Here is a 16,800-nt window from a genome sequence, read left to right on the forward strand (position 1 = left end):
GCCCCACGGCATGACAAATGTCACGGATTCACCGCGTGCGGCGTGTGCGCTTGCGCGCGACCTGCTACCATGGCCCCCATGGAGAGAATCGTCGACAAGGCCATCGTGCTCGCATGCTGTCTGGCGAGCTTCCTCGTGCTGCCGTGGAGCGTCGCGCTGCTGGTGGCGCTGCTCGTTGCCGTGGGCGCGGCGGCGCTCGGCGAGGTCCTGCCGCCGCGCTTCGCATCGCTGCCGGCGCTCGCCTTCGCGCTCGCCGCGCTCGCGTGGCCGGCCTTCGTGGCGTTTCTGCCCCTCGCGGTGTACGACCTCGTGCGCGACGACCATCCGGCCGTGCGCGCATGCTGGGCGCTTCCGCTGCTCGCCGCCTTCGCGCGGCTTCCCTTTGCGGCCTCGCTGCTCGTCGTGCTCGTATGCGCCGTGTCCTTCCTGCTGTCGTTCCGCGCGCGTCGCACCCAGCACGAGCTGGCCGCCTACCGCCGGCTGCGCGACGACGTACAGGAGACGTCGCTCGCTTTAGAAGAGAAGAACCGCGGCCTGCGCGAGCGGCAGGATTTGGAGGTGCGCCTGGCCACGCTGGCCGAGCGCGGCCGCATCGCGCGCGAGATCCACGACAACGTGGGGCATCTGCTCACGCGCTCCATCATGCAGGTGGAGGCGCTGCAGGTGGTGCATCGCGACGATGAGCAGGTGCGCGCCGAGTTGGCGCAGGTGGGGGGCACGCTGCACGAGGCCATGAGCACGGTGCGCACCAGCGTGCACGACCTGCACGACGACGCGTTCGACCTGGAGACGCAGATCCGCGACGTCGCGCGCTCGTGCGGCGCGCTGGCCGTGGACGTCGATTTCCGCGCCGACGACGTGCCGGCCGACGTGGGCGCCTGCTTCATCGCCATCGTGCGCGAGGCGCTCTCCAACGCCGCGCGCCACGGCGACGCGACCCGTGCGTCCGTGTCGGTGGCGTCCTACCCGGCGTTCTTCCGCCTGGTCGTCCACGACAACGGCACCGTCGCGCCGCCGTCCGACGTGCTGGGCGACGCGCCCCGCGCCCGTCGCGGCATCGGCCTTTCCACCATGGCCGACCGCGCCCGCGCCCTCGGCGGCCGGTGCCGCATCGATTTCGACCACGGCTTCAGGGTGTTCGTCACCGTTCCGAAAGGGGACCCCGCATGAGCGAATCGCCCGCAGCTTCCGCCGAGCCCATCCGCGTGTGCCTCGTGGACGACGACCCGTTCGTCACCACGTCGCTGGCTACCATTCTAGGCGCCGAGCCCGACGTGCTCGTGGCGGGGGAGGGCCACAGCGGCGAGGAGGCGTGCGCCCTCTACGAGCGCGAGCGCCCCGACGTGCTGCTCATGGACATCCAGATGCCGAACACGGGCGGCCTCGACGCGGCCGAGCGCATCCTGGCCGCGCATCCGCAGGCGCGCATCGTGTTTCTCACCACGTTCTCCGACGACGAGTACATCGTGCGCGCGCTGCGCCTGGGGGCGAAGGGCTACCTCATCAAGCAGGAGGTGGCCACCATCGCGCCGGCGCTGCGCTCGGTCATGGCCGGTCAGAGCGTGCTCGGTGGGGAAGTGCTCGGCCGCGTGGACGCCCTCATGCGCGGCGGCTCTCCGGCCGCTCCCGAACCCGCGCGTCTCGAAGCCCTCACCGAGCGAGAGCGCGCCATCGTGGAGCTGGTGGCCGAGGGCCTGGACAACAAGGAGATCTCCGCGCGCCTCTACCTGAGCGAGGGCACCGTGCGCAACCACATCAGCGCCATCTTGCAGAAGCTCGCCCTCAAGAACCGCACTCAGCTGGCCATAGCCTACTACCGCGCGTGAGACAAAGGGGGGGCGTGACAGAGGGACGGGACGGCGTCAAGCCCCCGCTCACTTGAGCAGATTCGCGAACTCCTCCTCGGCTTCGTGCTGCAGACGCTCCTCGATGGCGAGGTACGCGTCGAGCAGCTTGCCGCCGTCCTCGGTGAGCTCGCTGCCGTGCGCGCCGTCGCGGTTGAGCAACTGCATGCCGAGCGCCGCCTCCGTCTCCTTGATGATGCGCCAGGCCTTGCTGTAGGCCATGCCCATGCCCTTCGCCGCCGCGTTGAGCGAGCCGGACTCGCGCACGCCCAGGCACAGGCTCGCGATGCCGCGCCCGAACAGCGACCCGCTCTCGGAGCCGGGGTTCATGATGGAAAGCCTGATGGTGGGTTTGAGGTTCTCGAGTTCGCTCATGGTTTCCGTCCTTTTCCGGCGGCAGGACGCCGCGCGTCAGTCGTCCAGGGTGGCGAGGAAGCGCATGGCCGCCGCCTCGATGTCGTCGGTGCCGCCATCGATGATCTCGGTGAAGCGCACGGGCAGCGCATCGAGCTCGGCCAGGCCGCGCGGGATGTCGCGCTTGCCCGCCTCCTCGGCGACGAGCTCGTTCAGCGCGCAGCCCGAGAGCGCGGCCACGTCGGCCGGCAGGGGCTCGCCCGGCGCGATGCCGTGCAGAGCGCGGTACACGTTGTCGCCGAACTTCGCCCAGTGCGCGGTGCTCACCACCAGCACGGGGTTCTCGCCCCGCAGGTTCTCGGCGGCTTGGTAGGCCACGGCCGTGTGCGGGTCCAGCAGGTAGCCGTGCTCGTCGAGCACGCGCTTGATGGTGCCCAGGCACGCGGCGTTGTCCACGGAGTCGGCGGCGAACAGCCCGCGCATCTGGCGATACGTGCCCTCGTCCACGCGGAAACGGCGCTGCTCACGCAGGTCGGCCATCCAGCCGGCGATGGCCTCGGCGTCGCGGCCCGTCAGCTCGAACAGCTGGCGCTCAAGGTTCGACGACACGAGGATGTCCATGGACGGCGATGGCGTGAGCACGAAGTCGCGCTCGCTTATGTCATAGGTGCCGGTGTTGATGAAGTCGGTGAGCACGCGGTTCTCGTTGCTGGCGCAGAAGAGCATGCCCAGCGGCACACCCATGCGCTTGGCGTAGTAGGCGGCCAGGATGTTGCCGAAGTTGCCGGTGGGCACGCATACGTCCAGCTCGTCGCCCAGGCCCAGCTTCCCGTCGGCCACGAGCTGCGCGTAGGCCGACACGTAGTACACGATCTGCGGCATGAGCCGTCCCCAGTTGATGGAGTTCGCGCTGGAGAGCGCCACGCCGTGCTCGGCTTGCAGCTTCTTCGCGAAGGCCTCGTCGCCGAACACGTTCTTCGCGCCGGTCTGGCAGTCGTCGAAGTTGCCGCGCACGCCCCACACCTGCACGTTGCGCCCGCGCTGCGTGGCCATCTGCCTGAACTGGATGTCGCTCACGCCGCCGTCGGGGTACATCACGCCGATGGCCACGCCGTCCACGTCGCGGAAGCCCTCGAGCGCCGCCTTGCCCGTGTCGCCCGAGGTGGCCACGAGGATCATGAACTCGTGGTCGAGCTTGCCCTGCTCGCGCAGCTGAGCCGCGCTGGCGGAGAAGAATCGCGGCAGGCACTGCAGCGCCATGTCCTTGAACGCGCTCGTGGGGCCGTGCCACAGCTCCAGCACGTGGGTGGTGGCGTTGAGCGTGGTGATGGGGCAGATGCGCTCGTCGTCGAAGTTCCCGCCGTAGGCTTGCGCCATGAGGGCGTCCACCGTTTCGGCGGGCAGGTCGACGTCGAAGGCCTGGTAGATGGCCGCCGCGCGCTCGGCGTAGGGCAGCTGCGCGAGCGCCGCGATCTCGTCGAGCCCGAGCTCGGGAACGCTCTCGGGCACGTACAGCCCGCCGCCTTCCGCCAGCCCGTCGACGACGGCTTCCGTGAACGTGACCGGGCGGGTGCCCGCGCCCCGCGTGTCGATGTAGAGGTTCAAAGCCTTGTCCTGCGCTTTCTGCTCGAAATCCCACCGCTTGATTATCTGCTCCCAGTATACTATGCCGCGAATTGCCCCGGCGGGAGAATTCCCCGCGCGGCGCGCCCTCAATCGACGAGGTCGACGAGCGCGTAGTCGTCCATGTCCTGCGTCGTGTGCACGACGCGCCACACAGTGAGCGTATCCGCGGAATACGAGTAGAACAGCCGGTACTTGCCCACGAGGAAGCTGCGACGGTCTTTGAGCGCGAGCCGGTCGTCTTCGAAGGGACGGCCGAGGTCGGGCGTCTCGCACAGCAGGGACACGGCGTTCTTCAACTGCTCGTACCAGGCCCGCGCGGCGTTCGGGGAATCAAGAACCTGGCCGATGTACACGACGATGGACTCGATGTCGTAGCTGGCGCGGGGACGATACACCGGCTTCAAAGCCGCCATCACACACCCCACGTCGCGAACACCTTGTCCATGCGCTCGTCGAGCTGGGCCTGCGACACCGTTTCGGGGTGATAGCGGGCCTCGATCTCCGCCTCGCGCAGCTTCATGACGTAGCGGTCGTGCTGGCGCTGCCGCTCGTACGCGTCGCAGTCCATGACCACGAGGGATGCCTTCCCGTTCTTCGTCATGAAGATGGGCTGCTGGGTCTCGCGGGCCTCGTCGCAGATGCCGGGCAGGTCGGTGCGAAGATCGCTGACAGGCCTGATGGCGGGTAGGGGCATGACCATGGCATTCCTCCTTGTGCTTAGGTTTGTGCAGAAATTATACGATATTTTGCACAAATACTGTAGCGATAACGGTGAAAACCATAAGATGCGCACCCTACTGCGCGCCGCGCGAACGGGTGGGCGGGCCGGCGGCGAGGCGTCTTCGGCAAAAAAATGTTAACCTAGGCTTCCATTTTGCGGAAGTTTCCCTTATCATACTTTTTGTTGCATGAAGCTAACTCGATGGGAGCCGCTATGGACAACGCAACGATCGCCCGGGGATCGACCGCGAGGGAGGCCCTCGGCGCCGCCCGCCCGGCCACGCGCTGCATGCCGCTCGCGTTTCTGCGCGGCGGCGAGTCGGCCGTGATCGCGAAGGTGCGCGGCTCGGGCGAGCTGCACCATCACCTGGAGAACCTCGGTTTCGTCGCAGGCGCGCAGGTCAAAGTGGTGTCCGAGTCGGCCGGCGACCTCATCGTGGAGGTCAAGGGCGCTCAGGTGGCCATCGATCGCCATGTGGCCGCGCGCATCATGGCGAACGCGTCGGCATGATACGCACGTACAAATGTTTCACGTGAAACACTCGGTTTCGGAAAGGCAGGGATTCATGGCAGGCACCCAGGACAGGACGCTGCGCGACGTGGCTATCGGCGAGACGGCCACCGTCCGCCGGCTCGCGGGCGAGGGCGCGCTCAAGCGCCACATCATGGACATGGGCATCACGAAGGGCACTGACGTCTACGTGCGCAAGGTGGCTCCGCTCGGCGACCCGCTTGAGGTCACCGTCCGCGGCTACGAGCTTTCGCTGCGCAAAAGCGAGGCCGAGAGCATCCTCGTCTCATAGCGTAACCGAACGGATGTTTCACGTGAAACATCGGGGCGGCGAACGTCCGGCCCGTCCGGACGGCTCACAGCGCGAGCAGGCGCTTTTTATTCGGCATCGAGTTAGCAACAGTTAACTTTTAGGAAGGTGGAACATGGCGATCAGGATTGCGCTTGCCGGCAACCCGAACTGCGGCAAGACGACGACGTTCAACGACCTGACCGGGGCCAACCAGTACGTTGGCAACTGGCCGGGCGTGACGGTGGAGAAGAAAGAGGGCAAGCACACGCGCGACAAGGACGTGGTGATCACGGACTTGCCGGGCGTGTACTCGCTCTCGCCGTACTCGCCCGAGGAGATCGTCACGCGCGACTACCTGCTGGGCGGCGAGCCCGATGTGGTGGTCAACCTCGTGGACGCGACGAACCTCGAGCGCAACCTCTACCTCACCACGCAGATCCTCGACCTGGGGCTTCCCGTGGTGGTGGCGCTCAACATGATGGACCTCGTGCGCAGAAACGGCGACACCATCGACGTGGCGAAGCTGTCGCGGCAGCTGGGCTGCCCGGTGGTGGAGACGGCCGCGCTCAAGGGCGAGGGCCTCGACGAGGTGGTGAAAGCCGCGCGCGATGCCGCGAAGGCCGGCGTCGCGCCCGAACCCCGGCTGCGCTTCGACGCGGCGGTGGAGGACGTCGTCGCCCGCATCGAGGAGATCCTCGGCTCCCGCGTGAAGCCGGCCGCGCGCCGCTGGTTCGCCGTCAAGCTGCTCGAGGGCGAACAGCGCACCATCGACGCCCTGCGCCTGCCCGAGAGCGACCTCGAGGACATCGACGCCCTGCGCGCCGCGCTCGAGGACAGGCTCGACGACGACGCGGAAAGCATCGTCACGGGCGAGCGCTACGACGCCATCGCGCACGTGGTGGACCAGACGGTCAAACGCGCCGCCCGGGGCATGACCGCCACCCAGAAGATCGATCGCGTGGTCACCAACCGCTGGCTGGGAATCCCCATCTTCGTGATCGTGATGACGCTCGTGTACTACATCTCGGTGTCCACGGTGGGCACGCTCGTCACCGACTGGGCCAACGACGGCCTCTTCGGCGACGGCTGGCTCTACGGCGAGGTGTTCGTCCCCGGCATCCCGGTGGTGCTCGGCGACTTCCTCGCGTCCATCGGCACGGCCGACTGGCTCCAGGCGCTCGTCCTCGACGGCATCGTGGCCGGCGTGGGCGCGGTGTTCGGCTTCGTGCCCCAGCTCATCGTGCTGTTCCTGCTCCTGTCCATCCTCGAATACTGCGGCTACCTGGCCCGCGTGGCGTTCATCATGGACCGCGTGTTCCGCAAGTTCGGCCTGTCGGGCAAGAGCTTCATCCCGATGATGATCGCCTCGGGCTGCGGCGTGCCCGCCGTCATGGCCACCAAGGCCATCGAGTCCGAGAAGGACCGCCGCATGACCGTCATGACCACCACGATGATCCCCTGCGGCGCCAAGCTGCCCATCATCGCGCTCGTGTTCGGCGCCATCGCCGGCGGCGACTACGAGGCCACCTGGTGGGTCGCGCCCCTGTTCTACTTCCTGGGCCTTGCGGCCATCATCGTGAGCTGCATCATGCTGCGCAAGACCCGCATGTTCGCCGGCGAGGCCACGCCGTTCGTCATGGAGCTGCCCGCCTACCACCTGCCCACGGTGAAGTCGGTGCTCCTGTCCACGTGGGAGCGCGTGAAGAGCTATATCGTGAAGGCCGGAACCATCATCTTCCTCAGCTCCATCGTCATCTGGTTCCTCAACAACTTCGGGTTCTACGGCGGCGCCTTCGGCATGCTCGACCCGGAGATGGAAGGCTTCATGGACCACAGCCTGATGGCGGGCCTCGGCAACGCTCTGGCCTGGCTGTTCGTGCCGCTCGGCTTCGGCGATTGGCAGTCCACCGTCACGTCGGTCACGGGCCTCGTGGCCAAGGAGAACGTCGTGGCCACCGTGGGCGTGATGACCGCCGTCGGCGAGCTGGGCGAGACCGACCCGACGCTGTGGGCCGCCTTCGCCGCGATGCTCGGCGGCAGCATCCCCGCCATCATGGCCTTCTGCGCCTTCAACCTTCTGTGCGCGCCGTGCTTCGCCGCCATCGGCACCATCCGCCGCCAGATGATGAGCGCGAAGTGGACCTGGTTCGCCATCGGCTACATGACGGCGTTCGGCTGGGCGGTGGGGCTCATGCTCTACCAGTTCGGCGGCCTTATCACCGGCGAGCTCGCCTTCAGCGGCTGGACCGTGCTCGCTGCGGTCGTGGCGGCCGGCATGCTGTTCCAGCTGTTCCGCCCCATGCCCGACTACGCGGCCTCAGGCCGTGCGAAGGCGCTCAAGGCCGAGGCGAACGCGAACGCCGCTTAAGGCACCGAAAGGAAGGAAGACCATGCTCGCATTGGATATGACCCCGGCAACCGTGATCGTGGGCGCGCTCGTGGCGGCGCTCGCCTTCCTGGCTGCGCGTCGGCTCAAGCGCAACGGCACCTGCGACTGCCATAAGGACGACGCGCACGGCGGCGCGTGCGGGGGAGGGTGCGCCGGCTGCTCCGGCTGCGCCGCCGCCGACCGCATAGCCGCCGACCTCGAGCGCCTCTGATCGTCCAGCACGGATGTTTCACGTGAAACATCCGTGCTGAAACCGCTGTCGGACCTCGATCTTCGCTCCGAAAACATGCCTCAGCGCACGAGGCGTGTTTTCGGAGCGAAGATGCGTTCTGCACGACCGCGCTCCCGTATATGGAGGAATTGTAAACCTTGGTGAACTTCCATTGACGGCCGCGCGGGTGTTAACCTATACTAACAAATGTCAGCGGGGCCGCAGCAAGCGAAACTCGGAAGCGGAACCGCAGGACACCTCCTCTTCTTTGCTGACCCGGCGGTGAAGGCTCCTCTCGTCTGGCCGTTCACCGCGCACAGCAAGCCGGCGAGGGATCATCCCCCCCCCTTCCCTCGCCGGCCTCCTCCTTTCATCCTCCCGCATCTCCCGCAGGGCCCCTGTGGTACCATTGGCCCAAGCGCGAAAAGGAGGGTTCCGTGGAAAAGATGTCCATGTCGCACGAGGACTACCTCGAGGCCATCGTCATGCTCGGCGGCACGACGGAGGCGTCGGTGAGGTCGGTCGACGTCGCGACGAAGCTCGGCGTGTCGAAGGCCTCGGTGAACAAGGCCGTGTCCTCGCTGAAGGAGAAAGGCCTCGCCGACCAGCCCTATTACGGTGACATCACGCTCACCGACGAGGGGTACGCCTACGGCACGTCCGTTCTGGATCGGCACCACATGCTGTTCACGTTCCTCACCCGGGCGCTCGGCATTCCCGAGGAGCAGGCCGAGAAGGAAGCCTGCCTCATGGAGCACGCCATCAGCGACGAGTCGTTCGAAAAATGGAGTTCTTATATCAAACGCCTCGACCTCTAGCCGCGCGCCGTGCGCGGACGGCCGTTCGTTTTACCGGGGTCATCCGCGCCGTTTGACGGCTCCCTTACGGCCTTGCCGAGAGCGCGCCGCACAGTGGCGAGGCGGCCCTCGGTGTGGTATGCTAGCGCCAGCTTCTGCATTACACCTACTTTAAACGAACCACGATGCAAAAGGGGCGCATTTCACTGGCACGGCAGACGAATATACTTTCGTTCGACGAAGCGCGTCGCGATGTCGCGTCGCAGCGTCGTGCCAGCTCATCGTCTCGCGACTCCGCCGCGCGCCGCCTCGACGACTTCCCCGTGTTCGAATCGCCGTTCCGTCAGGCCCCTTCGGCCCGCTCGGACGCTTCGCGCCGCATGCCGGCTTCCCCGACGAGGAGCTTCCGTGCCGAATCCGTGCCGCGCGCCGGGTCGGGCCGCTTCATCGACGTGTACGACGACGTGACGGCGCCTCCCCGGGGAGCCCACGCGCGCGCCTCAGCTCAGACGGCTCCGCGCCCCGCGCGCGCGAACGCCGAGCTGCCGCGCGCTCCCGAGAAGACCTCGCGCCGCGACGAGCGCAAGCGCTCCCGCAGCAAGGCCAAGGCCGAGCGGAAGTTCGAGCGCCAGTTCGGCTCGAAGGACTCCGCCGCGTCCGACCCCGCGCCCGAGGGCGGCCCCCGCGCCGCCGTCTACAAGGGCGAGATGGGCTCGAAGCACCGCCACGCGGCGCGCATGCAGAACGAGGCGTCCGGCCAGCCCACGAGGCGCACGCCGCTCGGCTTCCTCGCGTCGCTCAAATCGTCCCGCGCGTTCATCGCCACCATGGCGCTGGCCGTGTGCCTCGTGCTGTCGGGCTCGTTCCTCTACCCGGCCGCGCAGCAGTACTACCAGGCCCTGCGCGAGCACGACCGCCTGGCAGCCGAGTACGCCGCGCTCTCGGATCGCAACGACGCGCTGCAAAGCGACGTCAACGCGCTCCAGACCGACTCCGGCATCGAGGCGCGCGCCCACGAGCAGCTGGGCTGGGTGAAGGAGGGCGAGCAGACGGCGAACGTGCGCGGGCTCGACCTGCCCGAGGAGGCGCCCACGTTCCGCGCCAACATCACCTCCGACAGCATCGAGACGCCGGAGACGTGGTATTCCCCGTTCCTCGATCCGCTGTTCGGCGTCGAATAGGAGAGTCCCATGGAGCCATCCGCGAAGCGCCCCGCCGCGCGCCCCGGCCGCTATGCCGCCATCGACATCGGCACGGTGACATGCCGCATGCTGGTGGCCGACGTGGACGGGGCCGGCCGTTTGCATGAGCTGGACCGGGAGTACGCCATCACCAACCTCGGCGAGGATGTGGACGCCACGGGCGTGCTCAAGCCCGCGGCCATGCGCCGCGTCCTCGACGCCGTGGCGCGCTACCAGGACGTGCTCGCCGGCTTCGAGGAGCCGGGGCGTCCCATCGAGGTGACGGCCATCGCCACGTCGGCCGCCCGCGACGCGGGCAACGCGGAGGAGTTCGAACGGCTGCTGGCCGAGCAGGGCGTCCGGCTTGCGGTGATCCCCGGGCAGCGCGAGGCGGCGCTCTCGTTCTCCGGCGCGTCGTGCGACTTTGCGGGCGAGCGGCTGCTGGTGGTGGACATCGGCGGCGGATCGACCGAGGTCGTGGCCGGATGCGCCGGCGGCGAGCCCGCGCGCTCGCACTCGTTCAACATCGGCTGCCGCCGCGTGACGGAGAAGTTCCTGGCCTCCGACCCGCCGGCCGACGCGGAGCTCGAGGCGGCCCGTGCGTGGACCGAGGAGGGCATGCGCCCGTTCTTCGACGAGCTGCGCGCCTCAGGTTTCGCCATCGAGCGACTGGTTGCGGTGGCGGGAACGGCTACCACGGTGGTGTCCATCCGCGAGCGCATGCGCGTCTACGACACCGCGCGCGTGCACAAGGCCCTGGTCACACGGCCGGAGCTCGACGCCGTGCACGACGAGCTGCGCCGCGCGCCCCTCGCCGAGCGCGAGCGCATCGTGGGCCTCGACCCCGGCCGCGCGCCGGTCATCGTGGCGGGCATGGTCATCCTGCGCACGGTGCTCGATCTGGCCGGCGTCGACTCGTTCACCGTGAGCGAGTCCGACATCCTCCACGGCATCATCCTCGACGCCGCCCGCTGACGCCGACGGACGGCGCGAAAGTTTGCTACCATAGGCGAGTCGTCGTTTTCGGCGGCATCCACGCGGGGGCGTGGCGGAATTGGCATACGCAGGGGACTTAAAATCCTCCGACTCCGGTCTTGCGGGTTCGAGTCCCGCCGCCCCTACCATCGATTTCCGCGCTCCTCGAGGAATGCGGCTCGTCAGCGCAGCCGATTTCCCGATTTCTGAGCAAAATTTTCGATAAAGGGAACCTGAAGAGCCGGCTGCTCGCCTAAAAGGCCGTCTTGGAAGGTGCCTGTTTGCGGCCGGCTTTTCTGAGCAGGGGAAACATTCGAGCCTCGTTTCGAGACGCTGCGAGATTGGTATTTTATCGCAATTTTTGCTCAGAAATCGACGAATCCGCTGCACTGGCCTCTGTCTTGGCTACCCTCAGGGGTGGTAGCCATGCACGCGAATCTGCGATTTTTGGCCAAAATTTTCGATATATGTATTCCGGGGCCGGTAAACGCCGGATTTCGCCCGTCCTGCCGCATCAGGGCGAATGCCGACCTGGGGTTTTGGAAATTGTCTCGACCTAGCATAGTCGCGAAAGTACATATTTCGAAAATTTTGGCCAAGATTTCAAGAATCCGATGCTGAGCCCTCGTTTGACATGCCGAAGGATCTTCAGCCGAGCGGGGCGTCCGTGGCTGAAGATCCTTCAGCTCGCTTCGCTCGCTCAGACGAGATGCGCGAGTCGTCGTTTCATCCCGCCGCGCGGGCGAGTTCTTTCGACGTGGTCACGTCGATGTGGCTGATGTAGAACTCCCTGCCGGAGACGATCTGGTAGTTCCGCTCGGCGTGGCAGGAGGGGTAGGCCCAGGTGGAGCGGTCGAACACGTCGAGCGGGAACACGAAGCCGCACCCGTTGCACCGCGCGGTGACGGGCACGCGCTCGATGACGAGCTCCGCGTGCTCGGCGACGGTGCCGCGCGCCAGGAAGGCAAACAGCCCGTCGAAGTAGTCCTCCACGATGTCGCGTCCGTAACCGATGGTCAGGTAAACCGCGTCGACGCTGTCGACGCCCGCCGCCTCGGCGCGCTCCACCACGATGTCCACGACGCTGCGGACAAGAGCCATCTCATGCATGGCCGCCTTCTTTCTGATCGAGGTGCGCGGTGTCGGTGGCCTCGATGAGCTCGCTCACCGTGATCTTCTTCAGCGGCTTTCGCTCGCTCAGCTCCAGCAGCGCCTCCACGTAGGCGTGCTTCGTCCGAAGTCCGTCTTTTCGCACGATACCCTCCCCGGTTCGCATGCGATCAGAATCACCTTAGAATGTAGAATGTATCCGGAAACGCCAGGACTGTAAAGTCATCGTTTCGCTTTGGCTGGAACAGGGCGGGGCCGCCGAGGCCTCATCGCACGCACGTCGCCCCGCTGCGAGCGAACTCGCAGCGGGGACGTTGGGAGGGGAGAGAGGGTTTTGTCAGAGCTCGGCGAGGTGCTTGCCGAGCAGCCGTCCGTGGGTCATAGCCATTCCCAATGTCGAACCGGCTACAGGCGTGGCGTATTGGAGGCTGAAGCGCCCTCCCAGCGTGTTGCCTACCACGAACAGCCCCGGAATGGGGTTGCCGTCCACATCCAGCACGTTGAACTCGTCGTCAGTGACCAATCCGCACAGCGTTACCAGACCCAGGCCGGGTTCGCCGTTGTTCTCCTTCACGCACCCGTAGAACGGCGGTTGGTTCACGGGGATCATCATGTCGGCTCGCTTGCCGAAATCGGAGTCCGATCCGGCTTCGCACAGCTCGTTGTAGTGGTTCACCGAATTCACGAAGTTCTCTGCAGCTTGGCCTTCGTATCCCAGGTATCCAGCCAGCTCCTCGATCGTGTTCGCCGAGAAGACCTCCACCGGCGTCGTTCCCACGACGGCGCTCGGAACCATGTTCGGCTCGGGCCCAGGGTTTTGACCGGCGGTCGTCATGCCTTCGGTCAGGCCTTTGAAAGATCCCTCCCATGCGAAGTCCGGACCTCCATGGTGCACGCCGGCCTTGACGATGGTCTTCAGGTACTGTGAATCTGTGACGACGGCCATCAGTCCCTTGGGTTGCCGCGCGCAGGTCGTACGCAACGAATAGTAGTCGGCTTCGTTCATGAAGCGCTCGCCGTTGGCGTTAAGCTGCAAAAGGGGGGAGTAGCCCCAAGGAGCCGTCGCGCCGCCGCCGGCGTCCTGGCAGGCGCGTGGGGACTCTTCGATCATGCCCCCAGCCCAACAAGCCATCTTGTGCCCGGAGCCGTCACGTCCTGACGGACCGACCCAGCTGCCCATGGCGTCTTCGAACGTCTTGCCGTTCCTCATCTGGTATTCGGCCAGCTCCTCGATGAGCGACCAGACCATCACGCCGTTGTTGCTGAAGTCTCCCGTGCAGACGGCAACGGCCTTGTTCGCCTCGAACTTCACGTAATTCCCGCCGGCGTCCTGCGCTATCACGCCCGTCACTTTGCCCGCGTCATCTTGCACGAGGACGATGCCCTTATGCCCGAAATGGTACTCCGCTCCCTGCGCTTTGGCTTCGTCGATCAGGCAGCTGATGAGCCAGAGGCCGGTGTGATGGGAGGCGCCTCGAGGGGGAACGAGCTCCGTGTTCCCGTTGGGCACTTTGAACATGGCGCATCCCACCCAGGTTTTAGAGTTGCCTTCGTCGATGGGGTACATGTCCGGATCGAATTCGCCATTCTCGTTCACGCTGGTGTGCACGATCATGAAGCCGGGAGCCGAGATTTTCTGCCCGAGTTCCGATTTCTGAAGGACTTCCCAGCAATGGTCGAACATCGCGCCGGAATTGGCGACGTACTTCCGTATGATGGACGCTTTCGCGTTGCCGTTGCTCACGCGCACGTACTCGTTGACCACTTCGCCTATGTCCGAGTAGTTCACCCTGTCGCGTTCGTGGAGCACCTCCGAATTGAACACGCCGATTTCACTGCCATTCTCGGTGAATTCCTCTTCCGTTTGAGCCTCGATCACGCCAACGCTCACCTTGCCCGACTCAGCCGCGGCGAGGGCGACTTGCGTTCCGGCATGGCCCGTGCCTATCACCACGACGTCGTAGGTTCTCGTCTCGGAGATCATATCATCTGAGATTTCCGGCTTCGCCCCCAACCAGTCGATGCCGGAGGCGTAGCCGTTGAGGGGAAGGCCTGAGGACGAGGCGGCCGGAGTCGTTGCGCTCGATCCGACTTTGGCATCCGCGTTCGCGTCGTCCGGAGAGGTCGGCTGGCAGGAGCTTAGCAGCCCCATCGAGGCAACCCCTGCGAGACCGGCGGCGGCCCCTTTGATGAACGTCCTTCTACTTGTTTGCATCCCGGTTCCTTGTGTCATGAGGCATCCCTTCTTGTCGGATGAACCGCTCCCTGCGGGCACAACTCTAGAAACGGGAGGGGTTTTCCTCAAGAGGCCAGTATTTCCCCCGCATCGTATTTGCCGGCATAGGGGGCGATGCAAAAAATGAAGCTGTGGAAAATCCGATCTGCCCTTCCTCCTCCCTCGCTGCCTTTCCCGTGTTTCGCAGCTGGTAGAATGCCTTCAAGGAGGGGATTCAAATGGAACGACGCGCTCATGGGAAAGCGAAGGGCATTTGGTTCTACTTGCTTCCGGTGCTGTTGATTTTGTTCAGCGCCGTCCCGCTGCTGTTGGCGGTGAGCACTTTGAGCGGCGCTATGAAGGCAGCCGATAACCAGCTCGAGCAGAGCTTCGCCTCTCTCTTGAAGCTCTGCTCCACCAACCCCAACAGAAGCCAACTCACTTACGAGGTGATGAAGAGGGGCGCCGACCTCTTGCTGTCGGATGGCGTGCTAGCAGAATTGGCCGCATCGGATGAAGCGGATGCAAAGGACGTTGCAGTACTGCAGGAAAAGCTTGCGGCGGTTCAAGAGGAAGTGGATTCTTCTCCGGAATCGCCCACCCGCGTGCTCCTCTCCGTCGGGGTGCGCACGCTGACCAGTACGGGGGACGCGTTCGAAGATGAGGAGGTCAAGCGGTTTGCCGACGGCATCCAGAGCGCTTTGCCCCGGTTCGCCGACCTGCAAACCGACATGGCGCAGTCGACCACCTGCCTGCTGAACGACGAGCAAGGGAACATGGCCGCCATGAGGATCCAAGTGCTGCTCGATGGAGCGTATTTGATGTATCTTCGCATAGGGGGACCTCAGGCAACCGACCTTCTCGCTTCGCTCAGGGCGATCGATCCAGCTGCTTCTGCTGCGTATTTCGATTGCCTGGGCAATTGCCATGCGGTTATGGGCGACGCGTCGCTTTTCGAGGGGCTCGACTATGAGGATCTGGTCGAGAACGAAAGCGACACGGGCGCGCTCCATTTTCAACGAGGCGGCTCCCCCTATCTCGCTTGCTACACTTTGTTCGATGACACCAAAACCGCGTTTTGCGTCGTGGTGGGCAACGATGTGGCGCGGGCGCAGCAGAACATCGCCACCATCATGTACGGCAGCTTGATCGTCCTGATGCTCGTGAGCGTCGTTATAGCCCTGGCGTCTTCGCGGCGCTTCTACCGCCAGATCTCCAAAATCGTATGTCAGCTGCGCAAACAGGGCGATTGCGCGACCGAGTCGCCTTTGAACGAATTCGAGGTCATCAGCGACTCGATATCCGCCATGACGAAGACCATCGAGAGCCAACAGGAGCGTATCGGCAGGATACAGCTGCTCAACACGCTGAGGGGCTATAGCGGCCCGGGTGAGGACGAGCCCGATGACGGTACGGATGAGGAGGGAATGAGCTACTGGGTGGTCGGCGCGAACGTGGATTTCGAGGCGGAATCGGAGGCGGATCAATGCTCAAGCGCCGAGCTGAACGAACATGTCCTCGGCATCCTGCGCACCTCGTTTGCGCTTTTCGCCGAAAGCGTGGAGGGGACGGCCGATAACGGCATGATGCTCGTGGTGGTTCGCGCGCGGCGTGAACTCGTCGACCGCGTGGAAGCTGCCTGTTTCTCCGTGCAGGAGACGTTGATGGGGGAGGGGACGGCCTTGTCCGTGTACGTCAGCGGTCCCAAGGACTCGTTCGCGGAAGTGCCTTTCGCGTATCAGGAGGTCATGCGGATGGCGGCCTACCGTCTTTCGCAGGAGCGTTACGCCGTGGTCATGACGTATCCTGGTTTCTCGGAGGCTGCGGGAGTCGGGTCTTCCAGCGAGTACTTCGCTCGGGTGAACGAGTTCTCGCGATCCGTCACGAAGCTGTCTGCGAGCGCCATGCTTCGCAATCTGAGGGCGCTGAAAAGTCAGAACCCCCAGGCGTTGAGTCCTTACGGCGAAGCTGACCTCGCCCTTCTCAAGAGCGTGGCCGCCCTTGCCCTCCTCGATGCCCCCCAGATGAACTCGGCTTCAAGCAAGCAGGTCGATGCCGTCTACCGTAAAGTGAACAGCAGTCGCGATGTGAAAGAGTTCCAAGCCAATTTGATCGAGGCAATCGAGGAGGTGCGCGACCTTGGCAACGTGGAAACCGATGCGACGAAGCGCTTTGAGAGCATCGTTGAGTTCTTGAACGAGAACTACGCGGATCAGAATTTCTGTGCGCAGAGGATCGTGGACGAGTTTGGATTGAGCGCCTCGAGCGTCACGAGGTTGTTCAAAAGCAACACGAACATGGGCTTCCTCGAGTACCTGCATCGGTTGCGTATCGGCAAGGCCATCGAATTGCTCAAGGGCTCCGATGCGACGGTGTACGAGATAGCCGCAGCGGTAGGATTCGCGAACACGATAACCATGAGCCGGGCGTTCAAGCGCCACACAGGTAAGACGCCTTCCCAATTCCGCAAGAAAAAATGACGCTGGCCGCCGAAGCCTCATCGCACGCCGCCCGCGCCGCACGATGCATATTCTGCGGCCTTCATGCGAAGAAAAGCGGAAAAATGCGCCGCTCA

At 65.0% G+C, this 16,800-nt stretch carries 17 protein-coding genes and 1 tRNA gene; 11 read left to right on the forward strand and 7 right to left on the reverse strand.

The features are described from left to right. Positions 1-78 precede the first annotated feature (78 nt). Both FX134_RS11745 and FX134_RS11750 read left to right on the forward strand, forming a co-directional pair. Positions 79-1,170, forward strand: coding sequence for a sensor histidine kinase (locus FX134_RS11745; protein WP_080802117.1), 1,092 nt, complete (start codon positions 79-81; stop codon positions 1,168-1,170). Then, the gene (locus FX134_RS11750) at positions 1,167-1,826 is read left to right on the forward strand and encodes a response regulator (RefSeq protein ID WP_080802119.1); all 660 of its coding nucleotides are present in this window, start codon (positions 1,167-1,169) and stop codon (positions 1,824-1,826) included. The genes FX134_RS11745 and FX134_RS11750 overlap by 4 nt, the downstream gene beginning before the upstream one ends. A 48-nt stretch (positions 1,827-1,874) precedes the next feature. Here the strand turns inward: FX134_RS11750 and FX134_RS11755 are convergent, their stop codons facing one another. The 4 genes from FX134_RS11755 to FX134_RS11770 form a co-directional block, all read right to left on the reverse strand. Next, positions 1,875-2,219 (reverse strand): winged helix-turn-helix domain-containing protein, encoded by a 345-nt coding sequence (locus FX134_RS11755; protein WP_080802122.1) that lies wholly within the window; start codon positions 2,217-2,219, stop codon positions 1,875-1,877. A 36-nt stretch (positions 2,220-2,255) separates the two neighbouring features. Then, entirely contained in the window at positions 2,256-3,803 is a 1,548-nt protein-coding gene (gene thrC, locus FX134_RS11760) for a threonine synthase (protein WP_232050938.1), read from the reverse strand. 107 nt (positions 3,804-3,910) lie between these two features. Continuing rightward, complete coding sequence (locus FX134_RS11765; RefSeq protein ID WP_080802124.1) at positions 3,911-4,237, reverse strand: type II toxin-antitoxin system RelE/ParE family toxin; 327 nt, start codon at positions 4,235-4,237, stop codon at positions 3,911-3,913. Continuing rightward, complete coding sequence (locus tag FX134_RS11770) at positions 4,237-4,524, reverse strand: type II toxin-antitoxin system Phd/YefM family antitoxin (RefSeq protein WP_080802127.1); 288 nt, start codon at positions 4,522-4,524, stop codon at positions 4,237-4,239. Before FX134_RS11770 ends, FX134_RS11765 begins: the two co-directional genes overlap by 1 nt. A gap of 234 nt (positions 4,525-4,758) precedes the next feature. On the opposite strand from FX134_RS11770, the gene FX134_RS11775 reads away from it, so the two are divergent. The 8 genes from FX134_RS11775 (at position 4,759) to FX134_RS11810 (ending at position 11,049) form a co-directional block, all read left to right on the forward strand. Beyond that, complete coding sequence (locus tag FX134_RS11775; protein ID WP_232050939.1) at positions 4,759-5,055, forward strand: FeoA family protein; 297 nt, start codon at positions 4,759-4,761, stop codon at positions 5,053-5,055. A 55-nt stretch (positions 5,056-5,110) separates the two neighbouring features. After that, on the forward strand, positions 5,111-5,347 hold the full coding sequence (locus FX134_RS11780; protein ID WP_080802130.1) for a FeoA family protein: 237 nt from the start codon (positions 5,111-5,113) through the stop codon (positions 5,345-5,347). A 133-nt stretch (positions 5,348-5,480) separates the two neighbouring features. Next, entirely contained in the window at positions 5,481-7,715 is a 2,235-nt protein-coding gene (feoB, locus tag FX134_RS11785) for a ferrous iron transport protein B (RefSeq protein WP_080802137.1), read from the forward strand. Between the two features lie 22 nt (positions 7,716-7,737). Beyond that, positions 7,738-7,947 (forward strand): hypothetical protein, encoded by a 210-nt coding sequence (locus FX134_RS11790; RefSeq protein ID WP_080802141.1) that lies wholly within the window; start codon positions 7,738-7,740, stop codon positions 7,945-7,947. Between the two features lie 437 nt (positions 7,948-8,384). Beyond that, positions 8,385-8,765: a metal-dependent transcriptional regulator gene (locus tag FX134_RS11795; RefSeq protein ID WP_080802146.1), complete on the forward strand. Its 381-nt coding sequence runs from the start codon at positions 8,385-8,387 to the stop codon at positions 8,763-8,765. Positions 8,766-9,124: 359 nt separating this feature from the next. Continuing rightward, complete coding sequence (locus FX134_RS11800; protein ID WP_232050940.1) at positions 9,125-9,925, forward strand: FtsB family cell division protein; 801 nt, start codon at positions 9,125-9,127, stop codon at positions 9,923-9,925. 9 nt (positions 9,926-9,934) lie between these two features. Then, the gene (locus FX134_RS11805) at positions 9,935-10,900 is read left to right on the forward strand and encodes a Ppx/GppA phosphatase family protein (RefSeq protein ID WP_080802153.1); all 966 of its coding nucleotides are present in this window, start codon (positions 9,935-9,937) and stop codon (positions 10,898-10,900) included. A 64-nt stretch (positions 10,901-10,964) separates the two neighbouring features. Further along, positions 10,965-11,049, forward strand: a tRNA-Leu gene (locus FX134_RS11810). 577 nt (positions 11,050-11,626) lie between these two features. On the opposite strand, the gene FX134_RS11815 is transcribed toward FX134_RS11810, so the two are convergent. The 3 genes from FX134_RS11815 to FX134_RS11820 all read right to left on the reverse strand — a co-directional run bounded on the left by FX134_RS11815 (position 11,627) and on the right by FX134_RS11820 (position 14,243). Beyond that, positions 11,627-12,010 carry a hydrogenase maturation nickel metallochaperone HypA/HybF gene (locus FX134_RS11815; RefSeq protein ID WP_080802157.1) on the reverse strand — a complete coding sequence of 128 codons (384 nt, stop codon included), beginning with the start codon at positions 12,008-12,010 and terminating at the stop codon, positions 11,627-11,629. Beyond that, complete coding sequence (locus FX134_RS14615; protein WP_172623468.1) at positions 12,003-12,176, reverse strand: hypothetical protein; 174 nt, start codon at positions 12,174-12,176, stop codon at positions 12,003-12,005. The genes FX134_RS11815 and FX134_RS14615 overlap by 8 nt, the downstream gene beginning before the upstream one ends. A 171-nt stretch (positions 12,177-12,347) precedes the next feature. Further along, the gene (locus FX134_RS11820) at positions 12,348-14,243 is read right to left on the reverse strand and encodes an FAD-binding protein (RefSeq protein ID WP_080802160.1); all 1,896 of its coding nucleotides are present in this window, start codon (positions 14,241-14,243) and stop codon (positions 12,348-12,350) included. Positions 14,244-14,464: 221 nt separating this feature from the next. Between FX134_RS11820 and FX134_RS11825 the strand changes: the two genes are divergently transcribed. Next, positions 14,465-16,705 carry a helix-turn-helix domain-containing protein gene (locus FX134_RS11825; protein WP_080802161.1) on the forward strand — a complete coding sequence of 747 codons (2,241 nt, stop codon included), beginning with the start codon at positions 14,465-14,467 and terminating at the stop codon, positions 16,703-16,705. Positions 16,706-16,800 lie beyond the last annotated feature (95 nt).

It is taken from the genome of Arabiibacter massiliensis (assembly GCF_902386925.1).
Lineage (GTDB): Bacteria > Actinomycetota > Coriobacteriia > Coriobacteriales > Eggerthellaceae > Arabiibacter > Arabiibacter massiliensis.

Bases quoted from the DNA above. Each gene is read 5' to 3' on its own strand.
- FX134_RS11825 (WP_080802161.1), top strand. From the start codon at position 14,465: ATGGAACGACGCGCTCATGGGAAAGCGAAGGGCATTTGGTTCTACTTG.
- FX134_RS11805 (WP_080802153.1), top strand. From the start codon at position 9,935: ATGGAGCCATCCGCGAAGCGCCCCGCCGCGCGCCCCGGCCGCTATGCC.
- FX134_RS11750 (WP_080802119.1), top strand. From the start codon at position 1,167: ATGAGCGAATCGCCCGCAGCTTCCGCCGAGCCCATCCGCGTGTGCCTC.
- FX134_RS11755 (WP_080802122.1), bottom strand. From the start codon at position 2,219: ATGAGCGAACTCGAGAACCTCAAACCCACCATCAGGCTTTCCATCATG.
- FX134_RS11775 (WP_232050939.1), top strand. From the start codon at position 4,759: ATGGACAACGCAACGATCGCCCGGGGATCGACCGCGAGGGAGGCCCTC.
- FX134_RS14615 (WP_172623468.1), bottom strand. From the start codon at position 12,176: ATGCGAACCGGGGAGGGTATCGTGCGAAAAGACGGACTTCGGACGAAG.
- FX134_RS11770 (WP_080802127.1), bottom strand. From the start codon at position 4,524: ATGGTCATGCCCCTACCCGCCATCAGGCCTGTCAGCGATCTTCGCACC.
- FX134_RS11815 (WP_080802157.1), bottom strand. From the start codon at position 12,010: ATGCATGAGATGGCTCTTGTCCGCAGCGTCGTGGACATCGTGGTGGAG.
- FX134_RS11780 (WP_080802130.1), top strand. From the start codon at position 5,111: ATGGCAGGCACCCAGGACAGGACGCTGCGCGACGTGGCTATCGGCGAG.
- FX134_RS11800 (WP_232050940.1), top strand. From the start codon at position 9,125: ATGCCGGCTTCCCCGACGAGGAGCTTCCGTGCCGAATCCGTGCCGCGC.
- feoB (WP_080802137.1), top strand. From the start codon at position 5,481: ATGGCGATCAGGATTGCGCTTGCCGGCAACCCGAACTGCGGCAAGACG.
- FX134_RS11745 (WP_080802117.1), top strand. From the start codon at position 79: ATGGAGAGAATCGTCGACAAGGCCATCGTGCTCGCATGCTGTCTGGCG.
- FX134_RS11820 (WP_080802160.1), bottom strand. From the start codon at position 14,243: ATGACACAAGGAACCGGGATGCAAACAAGTAGAAGGACGTTCATCAAA.
- FX134_RS11765 (WP_080802124.1), bottom strand. From the start codon at position 4,237: ATGGCGGCTTTGAAGCCGGTGTATCGTCCCCGCGCCAGCTACGACATC.
- FX134_RS11790 (WP_080802141.1), top strand. From the start codon at position 7,738: ATGCTCGCATTGGATATGACCCCGGCAACCGTGATCGTGGGCGCGCTC.